Annotated in this window: 23 protein-coding genes and 1 pseudogene; 2 read left to right on the top strand and 22 right to left on the bottom strand. The window is 34.4% G+C overall.

Going from position 1 to position 16302, the window contains the following annotated elements; translation table 11 throughout:
• Nucleotides 1-3: 3 nt before the first annotated feature.
• The 6 genes from BM211_RS02390 to BM211_RS02370 form a co-directional block, all read right to left on the bottom strand.
• A complete protein-coding gene (locus tag BM211_RS02390) occupies nucleotides 4-1671 on the bottom strand; it encodes a terminase TerL endonuclease subunit (RefSeq protein ID WP_090994855.1) in 1668 nt (555 codons plus the stop codon).
• Nucleotides 1668-1979 (bottom strand): P27 family phage terminase small subunit, encoded by a 312-nt coding sequence (locus tag BM211_RS02385; RefSeq protein WP_090994852.1) that lies wholly within the window; start codon nucleotides 1977-1979, stop codon nucleotides 1668-1670. The genes BM211_RS02390 and BM211_RS02385 overlap by 4 nt, the downstream gene beginning before the upstream one ends.
• A 126-nt stretch (nucleotides 1980-2105) precedes the next feature.
• Entirely contained in the window at nucleotides 2106-2441 is a 336-nt protein-coding gene (locus BM211_RS02380; RefSeq protein WP_090994849.1) for an HNH endonuclease, read from the bottom strand.
• Nucleotides 2434-2607 (bottom strand): hypothetical protein, encoded by a 174-nt coding sequence (locus BM211_RS26315; protein ID WP_177206873.1) that lies wholly within the window; start codon nucleotides 2605-2607, stop codon nucleotides 2434-2436. Before BM211_RS26315 ends, BM211_RS02380 begins: the two co-directional genes overlap by 8 nt.
• A gap of 166 nt (nucleotides 2608-2773) precedes the next feature.
• Nucleotides 2774-3511 (bottom strand): DNA-methyltransferase, encoded by a 738-nt coding sequence (locus BM211_RS02375; RefSeq protein ID WP_090994846.1) that lies wholly within the window; start codon nucleotides 3509-3511, stop codon nucleotides 2774-2776.
• Between the two features lie 121 nt (nucleotides 3512-3632).
• Nucleotides 3633-4085 (bottom strand): ArpU family phage packaging/lysis transcriptional regulator, encoded by a 453-nt coding sequence (locus tag BM211_RS02370; RefSeq protein ID WP_177206872.1) that lies wholly within the window; start codon nucleotides 4083-4085, stop codon nucleotides 3633-3635.
• 555 nt (nucleotides 4086-4640) lie between these two features.
• Here BM211_RS02370 and BM211_RS02365 point away from each other — a divergent pair.
• Together BM211_RS02365 and BM211_RS02360 are read left to right on the top strand one after the other, a co-directional pair.
• Nucleotides 4641-4955 carry a transposase gene (locus BM211_RS02365; protein WP_090994842.1) on the top strand — a complete coding sequence of 105 codons (315 nt, stop codon included), beginning with the start codon at nucleotides 4641-4643 and terminating at the stop codon, nucleotides 4953-4955.
• A gap of 11 nt (nucleotides 4956-4966) precedes the next feature.
• A complete protein-coding gene (locus BM211_RS02360; RefSeq protein ID WP_141771580.1) occupies nucleotides 4967-5863 on the top strand; it encodes an IS3 family transposase in 897 nt (298 codons plus the stop codon).
• 76 nt (nucleotides 5864-5939) lie between these two features.
• Here the strand turns inward: BM211_RS02360 and BM211_RS02355 are convergent, their stop codons facing one another.
• From BM211_RS02355 to BM211_RS26305, 16 genes and pseudogenes are all read right to left on the bottom strand, one after another.
• Nucleotides 5940-7340 (bottom strand): PIN-like domain-containing protein, encoded by a 1401-nt coding sequence (locus tag BM211_RS02355; protein WP_090994838.1) that lies wholly within the window; start codon nucleotides 7338-7340, stop codon nucleotides 5940-5942.
• A 363-nt stretch (nucleotides 7341-7703) separates the two neighbouring features.
• Complete coding sequence (locus BM211_RS02350) at nucleotides 7704-8876, bottom strand: helix-turn-helix domain-containing protein (RefSeq protein ID WP_090994835.1); 1173 nt, start codon at nucleotides 8874-8876, stop codon at nucleotides 7704-7706.
• A 24-nt stretch (nucleotides 8877-8900) separates the two neighbouring features.
• Nucleotides 8901-9710, bottom strand: a complete 810-nt coding sequence (locus tag BM211_RS02345; protein ID WP_090994831.1) for a DUF5986 family protein — start codon at nucleotides 9708-9710, stop codon at nucleotides 8901-8903.
• Nucleotides 9711-9852: 142 nt separating this feature from the next.
• A complete protein-coding gene (locus BM211_RS02340; protein ID WP_090994828.1) occupies nucleotides 9853-10227 on the bottom strand; it encodes an ArpU family phage packaging/lysis transcriptional regulator in 375 nt (124 codons plus the stop codon).
• Nucleotides 10228-10231: 4 nt separating this feature from the next.
• Nucleotides 10232-10519 (bottom strand): hypothetical protein, encoded by a 288-nt coding sequence (locus BM211_RS02335; RefSeq protein ID WP_035436765.1) that lies wholly within the window; start codon nucleotides 10517-10519, stop codon nucleotides 10232-10234.
• A gap of 201 nt (nucleotides 10520-10720) precedes the next feature.
• Nucleotides 10721-10889, bottom strand: a pseudogene (locus tag BM211_RS27445) (DUF6877 family protein).
• A 41-nt stretch (nucleotides 10890-10930) separates the two neighbouring features.
• Nucleotides 10931-11401, bottom strand: coding sequence for a hypothetical protein (locus BM211_RS02330; RefSeq protein WP_090994825.1), 471 nt, complete (start codon nucleotides 11399-11401; stop codon nucleotides 10931-10933).
• A 24-nt stretch (nucleotides 11402-11425) separates the two neighbouring features.
• Complete coding sequence (locus BM211_RS02325) at nucleotides 11426-11998, bottom strand: dUTP diphosphatase (protein WP_090994823.1); 573 nt, start codon at nucleotides 11996-11998, stop codon at nucleotides 11426-11428.
• A gap of 137 nt (nucleotides 11999-12135) precedes the next feature.
• Nucleotides 12136-12735 (bottom strand): hypothetical protein, encoded by a 600-nt coding sequence (locus BM211_RS02320; RefSeq protein ID WP_090994820.1) that lies wholly within the window; start codon nucleotides 12733-12735, stop codon nucleotides 12136-12138.
• Between the two features lie 14 nt (nucleotides 12736-12749).
• Nucleotides 12750-13010 (bottom strand): hypothetical protein, encoded by a 261-nt coding sequence (locus BM211_RS02315; RefSeq protein ID WP_177206870.1) that lies wholly within the window; start codon nucleotides 13008-13010, stop codon nucleotides 12750-12752.
• The gene (locus BM211_RS26310; protein ID WP_090994818.1) at nucleotides 13003-13176 is read right to left on the bottom strand and encodes a hypothetical protein; all 174 of its coding nucleotides are present in this window, start codon (nucleotides 13174-13176) and stop codon (nucleotides 13003-13005) included. Before BM211_RS26310 ends, BM211_RS02315 begins: the two co-directional genes overlap by 8 nt.
• A 10-nt stretch (nucleotides 13177-13186) precedes the next feature.
• Complete coding sequence (locus BM211_RS02305; protein ID WP_371261851.1) at nucleotides 13187-14008, bottom strand: DNA replication protein; 822 nt, start codon at nucleotides 14006-14008, stop codon at nucleotides 13187-13189.
• The gene (locus tag BM211_RS02300) at nucleotides 13989-14927 is read right to left on the bottom strand and encodes a conserved phage C-terminal domain-containing protein (RefSeq protein WP_090994813.1); all 939 of its coding nucleotides are present in this window, start codon (nucleotides 14925-14927) and stop codon (nucleotides 13989-13991) included. The genes BM211_RS02305 and BM211_RS02300 overlap by 20 nt, the downstream gene beginning before the upstream one ends.
• Nucleotides 14928-14944: 17 nt before the next feature.
• A complete protein-coding gene (locus tag BM211_RS02295) occupies nucleotides 14945-15616 on the bottom strand; it encodes a DUF1071 domain-containing protein (RefSeq protein ID WP_090994811.1) in 672 nt (223 codons plus the stop codon).
• Nucleotides 15613-16095, bottom strand: coding sequence for a siphovirus Gp157 family protein (locus BM211_RS02290; RefSeq protein WP_090994808.1), 483 nt, complete (start codon nucleotides 16093-16095; stop codon nucleotides 15613-15615). Before BM211_RS02290 ends, BM211_RS02295 begins: the two co-directional genes overlap by 4 nt.
• Nucleotides 16096-16109: 14 nt before the next feature.
• Nucleotides 16110-16274, bottom strand: coding sequence for a hypothetical protein (locus BM211_RS26305; RefSeq protein ID WP_177206868.1), 165 nt, complete (start codon nucleotides 16272-16274; stop codon nucleotides 16110-16112).
• Nucleotides 16275-16302 lie beyond the last annotated feature (28 nt).

The following is a 16302-nucleotide window of genomic DNA, read 5'->3' as shown; positions in this document are numbered from 1 at the left end:
TTACTAGAATTTAATATCACCTATTAGGAACTCTGTTGATTCTTGTATCTCATCAGCTCTATAAAGAGCATGTACAAAACACTGGAAACCATCCGTTTTTCTACGAACTGGCTCTTTCTTTTCATACACTTTATTTCCATCATTCTTGATAACAACCAATACGTTTTGTGTATACCAACGCATAAGAGGATTATCATCAAAAATAATTTGTTTATTCGCAAAGGCCATTTCAATACGTGGTGCTAGTAAACTGTGAATTGCTTTAGGATTTCTTATGATTTCCACTTCAAAACCTTCTGCTATTAATAATGGTTTTATAGCTTCTAATCTGAAATTATCTCCTATAACCTTTTTAAGCCCATAACTCTCACGCATTGCTACAAACCAATCAACAATGTGTTGCGGATTAATAGTTGGTTCATCCACAACTGTTAGCAGCCCTTGTTCTTCCCATTCTTTAATTGGTGCGAATTTTTGTTTTTTATATTCACCAGCTTTTTTTGAATAACCATAGTAAATATCAACAAATTCCTTACGTACAAATGAATGTGTTTTAAAAATATAATCGCCATCTTTTCTAAACAAAAGACCACATGCTGCGAAGTCTCGCATACTTGCAAAGTCTAACGCTCCAATACATTCTTGACCATATAAATCAGGAAACGGACGATTTGTAGCAAGGATTTCTGACCATTTTGCAACAGATCGCTCTAAATTTGTAACTGGCAAGTTCATTCGTTTTGTCATGAACTCTTCTCTATTGCTTGGATCATCCTCTAAATCTTCATATTCTTCCTTTATTGTTTCAAGTAATCCTTCAGCATACTCGCTTAATGGCTTTGATAACATGGGATTCGCAAGCTCCCAATTATCAAGATCATCAACTTCTTTTTCATCATTAAGCTTACAGATAAAAGGAAATACAGCATTTGGACGAGCCTCACCATTTAAAACCTTCATAGCTTTTTCTTTTTGTTTATCTAAAAAACCATCTCGTACATATCCATCCGTACCAATGTAAAATTCGCGCGGGTTTTTCTTTTTTCCTAAGCCGCTGATATGGACACGAACGTCTTTATTGCTTTCGTATTGATGTATTTCATCAAACACAACCGCACCATCACGCAAACCGTCTTTCGTATCTCCATTTGATGTTCTAAACTTTAATACACTTCCGGTAGCCTTTGAAACAGTTTGAGTTAATGTTGTTTTAAATGCTCGTTGTAATATTTCATTTCGTTTAATACATTTATGAACTTCGTCAGGACTTGTTTTTGCTTGTTCTTCACTATTTGCAACGACGGAAATGTTATACTCCGGAATACCATGCATTTCACTAATTAGAAAATGAATAATAACCGATATTAAACCATTTTTACCGCCGCCACGCCCTAGCATCCACAGGAATTTACGATAAAATACGCGCCCATTTTTCTTATAAAATAAAAAGACGAATGCTATTAAGAATTTCTGAAATGATTGTAATGGAAAATACCACTTTTCACCGAAGCGGATACACTTCTCAATCATTTCATCATCAAAATACAAGTCGTCTCTGTTTAAAACGTATTTTTCTAGATACTCTATTAACAGTTCTCTTTCTTTGTTGAACTTTACTTTTTCACTTCGATAAAGTTCTATGTATTCATCAACGTACTTTTGTCTAATCATATTAAATCACTTGTACTATATCCCGAATTAGGAACACCAGCTTTAGGAACAAACTTTATATCCCTTCCTAAAGCAATTAATGAACTGTTAATTTTATTCCTCTCACTTATAAGAGGGTGGGCTTTAACAAAAACTTGAGAACCGTTTTTTATCGTTACGGACTCGCCTTCTTTATTAATAGTTTTATTTATTTTTCTAAATGCTTTTACAAGATCAATGTATCTTTCCACCTTTTCAACTTCGACTAAATCTGTAATATCAATACTATTCATGAGCTGTTCTTTTAACTTCACAATACTAACAGCCATCTATCTACCCACCCCCCTTACGTGCGTAAAATCGAAAAAAACCTGACAGTTAACCCCCTCCTCCGGTGCCCCTAAGACAAAAAAATACTGAAATATTTTAAGGGGGGGTATATAATTTTGTTTCTTTTACCATTTTTCATCGTGTTGCCATTTATTCTGTTTCTTTTTAAACGTTCTACCATGTTCTTTGTTGTGGCAATCAACGCAAACTGTTTCAAGATTATCTTTCTCTAATGCAAGTTCTGGATGATGTTCGAGTTCTTTTATATGATGGACAACTAACTGTATCTTCTTACGCCTTGCACTCTCGCTGTACTCATTAGTGTCTGTTTGAACGCGACCGTTACGTTTACATTCCTGACACTCATAGTTATCTCGCTTCTTTACTTGCTCTCTTAACTGTTTCCATTCACCACTATCATAGAACTTACGCTTCTGTTGTTTGGTTTTGTATTCATTCACTATCCTTTACCTCAATCACACCTGTATCAATCTGCTTCTCACGATGTTGAATGTCAATACATTTCTCACAATAGAAAGTAGCAGAGATATCCATACCAAAATGTTTAGTATCAGAATAAAAGGAAGTAGTCTCACTATCTAACACTCGATACTTATGCTCACACATTATTCTCACCCCTTATTAACCTAATTCTTTTACTTCCTTTGCTTTAATGAACTGAATCATAATAATTAAACAAACTAACATTCCAATACTATAACCAATGAAAAAGCTTAACCACGTCATTTATATCATTCCTTCCAAAATAAAAAGCACCCAAACGGATGCTTTCTCACTTATTCTTCAAATGCTCTTGAACACGTTCATTTCCTAATCTCCAATACTCTTCGTCCATCTCAAAGCCGATATAATTTCGATTAGTATTAATACATGCAATAGCAGTTGTAAAACTACCCATACAATTATCTAATACCGTTTCACCTTCTTTTGTATAAGTCTTAATGAGATATTCGAATAACGCTACTGGCTTCTGTGTTGGATGAAATGTTTTACTTTCCCTTGAGAAATCAATAACCGACTTTGGATAGTTAGTATATTTCTTTACATGTACCTTATTTAAGGATTCATTATTTCTTTTACCAAATACCCCAATGTTAGCTATTCTTTTCTTTTTGATCGGCTTATCTAACAAAATTAAATCCTGTGGGTAATATTTAGGTAACTTCTTGTAGAATACTAATACATTTTCATGATTCTTTAATGGCATTCTATTTGCATTCGGAAAACCAGTTACATGATTCCCTTTCTTCCAGATCCATTCATAACGAAATAATCGCATGTTTGAAGCAATTACTTTTGTTGTAAATGGTTGACTTGCTGTTAAAAGGATAGCACCATTGTCTTTTATAATTCGCTCATACTGTTGCCATAATGGCTCAAACGGAATGATGCTGTCCCATTTACAAGATGTAGTTCCATAAGGTAAATCACATAAAATCATATCAATTGATTTATCCTCAATCATTTTCATTCCTTCTAAGCAATTCATATTAAATACTTGATTTAGCAACCTTGTAACCATCCTTTTTTACATAATAAAAAGAGCAACCATGTATCAGTTGCCCTTTCGTCAAATCATCTATACTACTATATTAACAGCTTCATTGAATCACGATGCATCATAAAAGTATCTAAAAAGTATCAGCATCTCTATACACCGCAATCCCCAACGAACAAGCTAAATCTTTTAACGCCTCTCGTTTTCTTCTATCAAAATTCGGTTTGCTGATTCCCATTCTGTTGTATACCTCGAAATCATATAACTCATCTCGCCCCATATATTTTTCAATAATTAACTTCCTTAACTCCGCTGATAAACGATTAATCCCCTTCCAGATGAGAGTCATATATTGTCCTTTCTCTCGCTCTCGATCTACAAACTCAATCACGTTTTCAGTTGAGGAATAAAATTGATTTGTGTTACTTGGAGGTGTGAGTGAATACGTGGGTGTTACTTTTGGCAGATACTCATCATCGACAGATAGCATATACATACGATACTTCTTTAACGCACGCATCGCTTTCTTCACTGATTTTGTTACATCTAATTCTTTCATATCTAAATTCAATGTTGCTTCATTCATATGCATAACCTCCAAATAGATTTATATAAAATAAAAAACAACGCATCAGCGTTGCCCTTTAAAATAGACGATGTAATCAATCAATGTAGCCTATAAATTTGTTTAAGAGAGGAGAAATTGAGATAGCTCACACCTCTTTGAACCGACGAGATATAATTCTAGCAAAATGAGAAGTGTCTGTACTTTAGAAAAGAATCATCAGCTCAAAGAGAGGTAATATCCTCTCCCTCGTTGTATTAAGACCCTAATTTACGTTTATTCGTGAGTAAACTATAATTAATCGCCCTACACTATAGAACCATCGTAAACGAATATAATCGCTATTTCCGTGACGCTACGACACTTCCTATAATACAAGCGTACCTTTAATATTTTTTATCAAATTTTTATCTCTTTTTTATCAAAAAGAAAACCATCTATATTTTATATAGATGGCCCGAATAATTAGAGTTTTATTTATAGTGAATTGTGCGATCTCTTTAGCCCCCTAATGAACTTGGACACATACTAAGAGTGGTTTTATACTTGAGGTAGCCAAATAAGGGGGCATTTATTATGCAAAGAAGAAAACATTCTGTAGAATTTAAACAACAAGTGGTACAAGAAGTGATAGAAACTGGAAAGACCGCATTAGTAGCTAGAAGGCATGATCTCAGTCCAAATTTAGTACACAAATGGGTAAAAGCTTTTCAAGATCTTGATCGACAAGAAGCTGGGCATCATGAAGTAGTTTCACCGGCTGAAGTCAAACAACTAGAAGCGGAAAATGATCAACTGAAAAAGCTATTAGGTGAGAAAGATTTAGAAATCGCCATCTTGCGTGATGTGCTAAAAAAGAAGAACCCTCACTTACTGAAACGCTTGAAGTAGCTCATAAGTGGATTGAGAAAGGATATGCGGTTCGCCGTGTCCTTCGTATCTTGGGAATTTCCCCTTCCACATACTATTATCAGAAAAAAGAAGAAAAAGTCGTGAGTGAGGGCAGACCAGTTCCAGGTTATTCCTATAATCAACAAGGAAAGAAAATACCCGATGAACAAATACAAGAATGGCTCATGGAGCTCATTGCAGGCGAAGCGGGCGTTTATGGTTATCGCAAACTGTGTCTCTGTTTAAGGAACGAGTATGCGCTACAAATCAATAAGAAGAAAGTATATCGATTATGTAAGGTGTTAGATATCTTACAGCCACAACGAGAAATGAAGTTTCAGTATCCGCGGAAATTAGCACGTAATCGAATCGTCACTGGCTCCAATCAGTTATGGGAGACGGATATTAAATATGGCTACATAGAAGGAGAAGATCGTTTCTTTTATATCCTATCCATTATCGATGTGTACGATCGTTCTATTGTTGATTATCACATTGGTTTACACTGTACAGGTCAAGATGCTGGTCATCTTGTGCAACGAGCTTTATTCAAACGGAAACAATTTGAGAGGGAACACAAACCTGTAATTCGCACTGACAATGGTCCACAATTTATTTCGAATGTATTTGAAAAAGTGTGTCACATTTGCGAAGTCGAGCATGAGCGAATTCCACCAAAGACACCAAATATGAACGCCCATATTGAGTCATTTCATCGTTTACTGGAGTACGAATGTCTGAAGCGCTGCATGTTTCAAACATATGCCGAAGCTTATCAAGAAGTAGCTACATATATTGAGTTTTACAACAACCGAAGAATCCATTCTAGTATTTTAGATTTATCACCAAGTGAATTTTATCGAAGAACGCAAATAGAAAAGTTAAAAATCAAAGAGATTCGAGTATGAGGCGAGATTTTTTCTTGTCTCATCTGAAAAAAAAAGTAACTTGCCGAAAGAAAGAGCAATTCTATGAAACAATGAGTTAAGGATAGTATGTGTCCAAAATTAGGGGGTTAATCCGCGATTTAAGCATAGAACGAGTGTATATTTCCCTTAGACTGGTATATATTGTCTTTAGATGTTTATAATGTTCTTGTAATTCATTGATGCTACAATCTCTTCTTTTGTACTTATAATTAATATCTAAATAATCTTTTCTAAGATTCCCAAATTCATGTAGATTCCATTCAGCTAACAACGGTCTTACGTTTTCAAAAGTTCTCTCTACTTTAGAATTCAATCTCTGTATTTCTTGTAACCAATATGTATGTCTCTCCAAAGTATGTCTCTCCAAAATTTCATTTGGTGACATATCGTCATAATTATTTCTTTTGGATAGTTCCCTTTCAGCTTCTCTATTCTCATGAATATACAATTCATTAATGTCACCATACTCATCAACAATTGCAAGCTCATTAATATAAAGTTGTTCATTAATGTCACCATACTCATTAACTTTTGCAAGCTCATTGTAATAACTTGATTCCCTTAAATCTTCCATCTCTTTTATCGCTTCTTTATTTACTTGTTCCTGTAAATACTCTTTTATGTAGCTCATAAAGTTCTCAGTTTTATACATATAAAAAGGAATATTAGCTTCTTTTTTGAATTCATTTAACAATTCAATTCGGGGGCCTATCGTTCTACCCTTCTCAATTTCCCACCAATCTTCTTTTACATCATCGGTAACAAAAATTATTGTTTTCTGATCTACTTTAGCCTTATCCAAGATTTGCTTCCAAACAACTAAATCTCCAAATTTATCTTTATAAATAATCCCATCATACTCTTTCGTACGATCTTTTTTAGTTTTTTCATCTTCATATCCCGGTGGGAATTTCTTTTGATAACGTCGTTCTCCCTCTCCATAAATTTTTTCTAGTTCTTCTTTTGGATATGGTTCACCTACTTTCCCTTCATACATCTGATTCAATGTGACTAAAATACCATCATCATTTAATAAATTAGGGTGTTCTTCTTCATGCTTTTTTAAATTATTAATAAGCAAATCAAAAGAATTACGTATCTGTCTCGTTATACTATCTATTTGTATTCTAGGATGTCTATTATTAAATCCTTTTTTTAAATTCGTAATAAAATCATTAGCCTGAGAATCAATTTTGTTACAAATATTTTCGTATGCCATTTTTTGTTCTAAAATCACAGATACTCTATTAAAATGGAATTCTAATCCAACTTGATATGGCATCCATAACTTATCCTTAATTCTCTCTAACAATCCTAACAATTCATTTCTAGTAGCTTCTGAATATCGATACAAATTTAGTAAAACATTTGTATCAATTATAAAATAACAATCATTAAACATTTCTTTATATTCTTCACTGCTAAATTTATAAAACTCTGGAAAAACCTGTTTCATAATATCCTCCCTAACTTAAACTAGCATAATCAACCATATCACATATATCTACATTTTTATATTAACACTAAAAGGTTTCACCAGAATACTCTTTTTCCTGCTCAATAGACAACCTTCATTCCTCTTCTTCCTCACCAATTAAGGATAATCCCTCCTCAAAACTGCCGTTGTATACAAACTACCCTTTCGTTTTATTGTTTAAACTTTTTATTGTTTACTTATAAAAAATATTCTCTTAACAATCTTTTTTATACTTAGATTCACTCCTTAGAATTATTTTTGCATAAATTTCTCGAACATACTTTTTTACAAAAAGAAGATGCCCATTAATGTGGCACCTTCTTTTTATTTCTACAATTTATCTTAATTAATTCTCCTATTTGAAGAATGACTACTTAACTTAATTAATGGGGCCACATTTAATTCTACTTCCATAAGAGTATCTGAACTTAAATCCATTAATGAATCAACCTTTTCCTTCGGTAATTCTAAATAATTTAATATTTGTTTAGGTGTTAAAATATTATTAGCAATTAATAACTTAATCGCTTTTTCCAATACTGTTGGTGAAGGAATTGTAATTAAGTTATCCAAAGGCTCTAACTTTCTATATCCTTTACTACTCCTTTGTCTCATAAGGTATTGATATTGATTATAATTTATTACATTCAAATGATATGCCCTTACAATCATCGCCCCTATTGAAACTCTCCATTTCTTTTTAAGCTCAACATAAAATTCCAACTTATTAGGATAATGTAGGTCTGCAACAAAGCTTTTTTTTGGTAATAAGAATGCCGCTGCAAAATAATCAGCTTGCCTTTCTATCTCCCTATACTGTTCCTTAGATAATTCATCAATATCCGTAATCCAGTCATGCATCAACAAATGTCCCAACTCATGCGCTGCAGTAAACTGTCTACGAACTGCTGATTTTTTATCACTACCTAAAACAATATAGTATCTTTCTTGTCCATTTACGACTTGCTTTTGACTAAAAGCATCAATTTTATCCTGATCAGTTGATAATGACGTAAGAATTAAACCATTCTTTTCTAACAAATGTACAATATTTTTGATTGGCTCTTCACCTAATCCCCAATACTCTCTTACAGCTTGCGCTAACACCTCAATATCCTCGTTTTGATAATTATCATATTTCATTTCTAGTCTAGGTAAGTTTAAAACTGGAAAATCAATATATTTTTCTAAGAAAGAATATATCTTGGCTACAATCAACATTTTCTGAATTTGAGCATTGTAGACCTTCTTATTAGTCGTAGCTGATGACCTAAAGAAAGTACTTCCGATTTGAACTTTCTCATCATCTTTCCCATAGAAAAACTCTCTTGGAAAATTCAACACTTTCATTATTTCAAATAATGTTTCTAAACTTGGCTGATTCTTACCATGTTCAAACTGTGAAACAGCCTGTTTAGATACATTAATTGCATTTGCTAAATCCGTTATAGTTAACCCCTCATATAAGCGAGCTGCTTTTAATCTTTCCGGATTAAATTGTTTAATCCCTTTCATTGTCATACTCCTTTTATAAAGAAGTTATTCATCTTGTCCTTTTTGCTTATCCTGATTTCCTTTTAACTTTGGTTCAGAATCGGTATCAAGTGAATCCCCTTCTAAAATCTCTTTCTTTAGTCCTAGTGGAATGTCTTCATCAATAATATCCTCAGTAATATCATAATCACTTTGTTCAGTGAATTGAACAGGAATATATTGACTCCAATCTTCTGATAGATAATATGGATCTTGAAATTCCGGTCTAGGTATATGTGCTGTAACCTCTATCACTTCATTGTTCTTAATCGAGACTGGGATAAGTATAAAAGTATCAATCTCAAATTGTCCGATTAATCTATATAAATTACTTTTTTTCCTATTATAAAAATCTCCTACAAGTGGATTTTCGTTTCTAATATTAGACAAATCTATATTAAAACTAAGTTGCTCTCCATTTTGTACAAACTCAATATCACCATATTTTTCATTTATTAGACAATACGACTCAATATAGTGCGGCGAACGGTCGATTGATGTCTTCGTACGATATTCCTGTACTCTATCATCTTTTACCACAATATATAAGGTTTTTGTTTTTTTATTAATAACCTGAAGATGTTTTTGCCAGTTACCAGAACTGCATAACCTAGCAATAAAATCCTCTCCTTCAAACATATCAATTAAATTTTCATATATGAAATCCATGCGATTATAAGGATTTCCATTCTTGGCACGAGTCTTTTTTGATTCAATAAATTCTGTGTAGTCATATGTATTGCCATTATAGATACTTTGTACAAAACTTTGTTTAAATTCTTCTCCCGGAAATAAAGAATTCCCTGCAACTGTCAATCCACTTCAACTCACTTTCAAATTTCTGTATTATTAACGCTATTTTTACAAATATATTCGAAAGTGTCAAGTGAATTGCTTCTTTTTATCATTAATGTTCACTTTTTTTACAAATGATATACATATTTTTTATAACTACTCTTTACTCTTCTACCTCAATTCCCAACTTATAAGACAAATCACATAAGGCCTTACTCCTCTTTCTATAATAATCCGGTTGAGACATATTCAATATCCTACACATCTTTACCCAACTAGGCTTTTCTTTCTCCAGGTAAGCTAACTCAATGAGCTGTTTATCCCGTGCATTCAGCTTTTCTACACCTTTTCGTATTTCTTGAATATAGTTGATCCGTTCTAAAACTATTTTGCTCATGACAATCATCTTGCCATCTCTTACACACTGTATATCTCTTTCATCTATACTTGATAAAAATAAACGATACTTTTTCAAAGCTTGAAGCACATTCTTTTTTGTCTTCTCTTTGTTAAGAACAGGTAGGGCAATATCCAACATACTCTCACTCCTTCACCATTTTCAAAAATGTATCCAACGGCATAACTACCAACCACGGTTTTCTATCCGCCTTAATCGCTAATGCGTCTGGTTGTTCCCGTTCATCTTCTAACCAATTGTATAGTGTCTTGAATCCGTCTTTTCTCGCCTTTACTTCCCATTCAAGACCTAATCCCTTTACATCATTAGAATACCCATCTACTGCACCAGATAGCGGTACACGCTCACCCCCTATTAAACTAGCAAATTCTCTTTCACGTCTTGCTCCTTTATCTCGTTGACTTCTTCCCATACTTAAATCTCCATTCTATAAAATGATTATTTTGTTCAAATTTTAGATAGATGTTAATATTATTCATAAAGGAGGTCTATTGATGAAAAATTCATGGAAAAAAGTTTCTTTGATTATTTTCATAGCAATTATCCTTTTAATAATTTTATATTTTTTTGGTATGTCACTTTTTTGGAATCAGCCTTAAATTAATCCGAGCAGCTAGCGTGTGCCAGCTGCTCGGATTAATACGTTTTCCGCAAATCGTAACTGCTGCCCTATATACTGATCATTTTCATTTCCGCCAGTTGCCTACACGTTGATTAATATCTTGCAATACTGGCAATGGTAACTGTGATGCTATCTTATTTATTTGTTCCAGGTATGTCATTCTTCTCCCTCGTTTCTTAAAAAATCAAATTGTATAGCATTTTAAAAGAATGCAAGTTGCCCATCCATTCTTTCTAATAAATTAACTGGTTGCTCTTCTGCTTCTTCATGTCCTTCTTGCTCAATGATTGGAACAAAATTTGTAAACCAATGTAACGGAAAACATCCGCCTGGTTTCTTCCGTTCCTCATCATGCCAAAAGAAACAATGCGTCCTTTTGGGCTTAATAATGTATTCCTTCAGCGGTTTGTTTTTATAACCTTGTTGTCGCCAAATAAGTTGAGCATGATAAAACTTATCTTGATCAAGCTTAGGAATATCCATCTGCGGTTCTTTAGACCACTCCTCTTCTTCTACAAAACGGAACCTTTCAGGTTGATAGCAACCGAAATGTGCATTCACATTATCAAATCGACTGACATAGTAGTGATTCGGTTTAGCCGGAAAGATGAAATATTCTTGTTCTAATCTCAACTCTGTAGAAGCATCAGCATTTATACATACCGCCTTCACTGTCGTCACCTTCTATCTTATTTTTTAATAACCGCTATCCTGTCTTTCAAAGTTCTCAGCGTTTTTCTCCTTATATGACGTCACAACGTCCTCATACTTATACCCGTACAGGTAACATAAACGGAAGAAAATACTAAATGCTCGGCGTAAATGCCCTACTGTTGTAGTTAAATCACGATACTGGCACCATGCACGCTTTGCCTTTAATATGTCTTGTAAATACCATTCAAATAGCATATTTACATTCGTCACATCTTTTCTTAACACAGACTGAATACAAAACGCTTCAACTAGTTTACGACGAACTGTACCCTTATCTAACTCAATTGCGATGTTCATAAGAAAGTGCAATCCATCAATTAGTTCTTCCAGTAGCCCTTTCTTCGGAATACCAAAGCCTGTACTCCACATTTTAAATGCTCTTGTTTCATTCCATGCCTCACTGATCTCCACAATCAATGCACGGAATAACATATCTAATTTGTCGTTCCCTTTATATCCAATTCGCTTGTCCAATTCCTTTTGCATTTCAAACAGTTCGCTTATATCAAATGTTTGCTTCTTTTCTTCCGGCGTAATTACATGTAACTGAATCATTATAAATTCACTCCAAATCCGAATTTAAGTATGAACATGGTCAAACTGATTAATAACCAGCCGACCAAGATAATTGTTATTTCTCTTTTAAATCCCAATCTACCCCTCCAATTTCTCTATGAGGTGTTGATCCAAAATTACCCCACCATGTCCTCAACACAAAAGTGTAGTTCCACACTTTTAACTGGAAAGTATTTCACTGGTGCATCCTTTTCGTTAATTGCTACACAACCAATAACGCCTTCGAATTTGTTATCTTCCGTCTGGACAACCACTTTATATAGAGTGTCTTCGCGTTCTCCGATATCTCCTAATTTAAATTCGTTCATCTCACGACCTTTCGCTGCGAACGCTCTTCTTCTTTCTTCCTCTGCAATTTCTTCTTCTGTTGCTTTTCGCAATTTTGCAAAATGAATAAATCTATGAGCATTAGCTATATAAATCGTTTCATCGACCTCAACAGTACTACCTTCGATTGCTACAACCTTAGCTACATACTGTTCTACTTCATCCTCAGTAACATGAACCCAATCACCAACTTTCAACTGTTCTACATAGTCGATAAATTCGTTTTGAAAGAAGAAGTTAACTGTCTCATTGACGTGTCTCGCTAATTCACCAGCCATCATCCAAAGATTTCCGTCATCAATTCTCCAAGCGCATCCTTTTTCATGAGTAGTAATCCAGTGTGTTTTCATCCGTTCAATCGCTTCAAAACCTGTATATGCTTTTGTCATAATTGTTTTCCTCCTCACAAATTCCCTTTGAATACCTTTCTAATACTGCTATCTCTGAAACCCTCATGTACTGCAAATACCTCCGGAAATTCAGATAAACATAAATCGATAATCGTGTTATCTGTCGCTCGAATATAAAAGTATTTAACTAGTCCTTTATAATCGTGGTGCAAATAATAACTTTGAATTGTGTAATGTAAGTCATGCGCTTCTAGCACTTCATAGAGTTTCATTTTTGTTTCATCTACTTCGAAAATAGATAGTTGTTCAATCAACTTTCACACCTTCTATTTTCCTCAGCTCTTCCTCAATCCATTTACCTGTCGTATTCACATAATCCTCGCGTGTACGAACGTTTTGTGAAGGAGATGGTGTAAATACCATTCCCCAACTACTAACGCTTGTTATATGGATATATGGACGTATTACAGTGATTTTCATCTACTTCACCTCATGTCGTTCTATAACTTGCTCCCTTGACTTGGTACAGATAATCCTTACTCATTCCAAATAACCGATCAGCTGCCGCAAACCCCACCTTGTCTTCAAGCGTGTCTAAATCTTCGTTGCTGGTATACCAGATTGGTAGATTCCGCAAATACCGCTCATTAATAATCTTGTAGTACATGTCCTCTTTAAACTCGCTGTACTTCGATTTCGCTATGTCATCCCACACAAGAATGTCACATGTACATAAATCGTGAAGTATCTCATTCAATTGCTTCTTGTTATCATTTAAGAACGATGCATTTTGAATCTCAGCCATGATATTTACATCTTGGACACACAACACTCGGATACCACGTAAACGCCCTGTATGCTTGTCTACAACCTTAAAATGATTTAATGAATATTTAGCCGCCGCTACTTGTAAATGGGTCTTACCTAAGCCATATGAGTTATTTGCTTGCCGCATCTTGTTCCGTTCTCCTGGTGGTAGACCCTTTAGTTTTGCTTCACCTACCTCAGCAATAAAACCAATGCTATTTATCTTTGAATCTCGTATATCATTAAAGATTTTTAAATATTCAATCATCGCATTATACAAAGTTTGCTGTACTGCTGTTTTTCTTACATAGTTATCAAACCGAGCATTCTCAAACTCTGACGGAATCATCGCATTTTTAAAACGGGCCATTAAGCTTTTACGTTCCAAGCATTCGCACTCAATAGCAACGTCTACATATTTACCTTTCAAAAACTCTGATGGCTGCTTTTCGAATGTATAACCTCTGTCTCCGCACTTTTCACAATCAACCGACTGACTTTGCAAATCCTCTGTTATTTGCTGGTTGGATTCCTCTTCTAGCTTCTTCTTGTGCATAGCCTCCGCTCGCTTCATAAGGCCTTGCATTATGTCCCCGAGTTTTTCCATTCTTCCACAACTCCCATTGCTGTAAGTAACCTTCAAACTTAGTACCGAATAATGTTTCTGGTCTTAAGTATTTAGCCTGTGACGTTTCAGTCCATTCAGCATGTTTTACATCAATAACCTTTTTAAAATCATCTACTGTAAACTTTTCATTTAATCTAGCTTTAATAAATGATTGAGTCTTCTTTGTTGATGATCTGTAACTACTACTGCATGTATCGTTGAGATAATTTACTATCTCGACAATATATTCTTCTTCTTTTTCTTCTTCTTTTTCTTCTTCTTTTTCTTCTTCTTTTTCTTCTTCTTTTTCTTCTTCTTTTTCTTCTTCTTTTTCTTCTTCTTTTTCTTCTTCTTTTTGTCCACGTGACGTACCACGTATCGTCGACGTATCGTCAAACCCCGCATAAACACTGATTTTCTCAACTATTTTTTCATTTTCCGTTCTCTCTAGAATAAACTTAACAAGTGACAAGTCTTTTACCTTATCAATCTCTTTTTTCAAACAATCCTCAATCGGTTTTCCGCCCCTTGTTAGGTTGTATTTCCCCCAATTTTTAATAGCAATTTCACGTGTTTCCTTGTTATACTTAATTAATTTATGATGATTTTCAAAACGATCAAGTAATGCCCTTGCCGATTCAACTGAAAAACCAATCTCAAAAGCTATTATTTTAGGAGTAATTTCATATACACCTAACTGTGTAGTGTGAGGATTAGTCAGAAGATAAACCATGAATAGTTTATCCTCTGGTGTCATGTCCTCTAATACTTTTACGTCTGTCCAAAATTCTGTCTGTACAGGTCTAAAAATGGCCATTTCTATCTATCACCTACCTATTGTGCTTTTTGCTGATTTGCTTTTGCATCATTCAACCATGATGTAATTGTTTTTTGAACATGTGATGCTTGCTGCACCGTAATTCCTTTGAATGTCTGGATTCCTAATGATTGTTTTACAGTCGATTTCGTTTCTTCAAACGGCATATCATACACTTCCGATAACTCTCTGATTTGTGCATGAATCGCTTGTATTCGTTGTTCATTAGCAACTTGTGCCTGTCTTTCTTGCTCTTTTTCTGGAACAATACTTTGTTGTTTGCTAGTTTGTTTCGGCTCATCATCCTGTGGAATATCTTCACCAGAATAGATGTATAAACCTAACCCGTGTAACGCAATTGCCTTCGCTAAACATCTCTGAATAGATGTATTTATTTGAAATGATGTAGGCTTTGCTATTGGTTTATTGTAGTTATCTAATACCGGATGAATCTGTGAACGTGTGATATTATTGACCGTCACTTCAACTTCGACAAAGTAGCCGACCTCTGTTTTCATATAAGGTAATCCATCAAACCTAACAACTTGCCAAGTTGCATCAGGACATTTTTTTAATAGCTGATCTACTGCCCATGACCAGCTCAAATAACTGAAACGCCCTTTCTTTTCAACATGTTTACTGACATCAATAGATGCTAATTCTGCAAAATAATTTTTTTGTTCATTCATCGGATTCTCACGCTCTCACCCTGTTTTAACGTGATACCATCCCATTGCAACCCATCTTTAACCGCTGCAAGTAATGCTTTTTTATGAACTTTTGGTTCCTGTGCAATCATGTATTCCGGTGGGATAACTGCATCAGTTGCAATCTCTAAACTTGCTGGATTCTTTTGAATACCTACTGTTACCAATGCCCCCTTAACTCGTCTTTTATCCACAGCAACCATTTGTTGATACAGGTAATCCTTAATCTTTTTACAGTTGTTCTCAAAAAATTTACGACGGTCAGACAAACGTTTTTCTTCTACCTTAATAGCTTCCGCTTGTGCTTCAATGTTGCGAATTAATAACGCTGCGCCTTGTACCTTATCATCGATTGCTTCATCAATTGCCTGCAATGTATCATGAATTGCTTCTTGATCCGCTCCATCCTCAATTATTTGTTGCAACTGGTTAAAGTTGCTTGTCAGTTCGTAAAGTTTCATAGTTTTATATCCTCCTAAAATGGCATGCTACCATATGGTTTATCTGTTAATACGGTAATGACATAATCGATATCTAGCTTTTTGGACTTGTCCGTTTCTTTGCTAGACATACGTTTCAAGTTGTTTACCGCGATTTCTACTTGCTTTTTTAACACTTGATTTTCATATGACTCTTTCATGTATTCACCTCATGTGATATACTGACTG

It is taken from the genome of Bacillus sp. 491mf (assembly GCF_900112415.1).
Classification (GTDB): Bacteria; Bacillota; Bacilli; order Bacillales; family Bacillaceae_G; genus Bacillus_A.
Note: the sequence above shows the minus strand (reverse complement) of the source record. Positions and strands in the feature narration are given on the sequence as shown.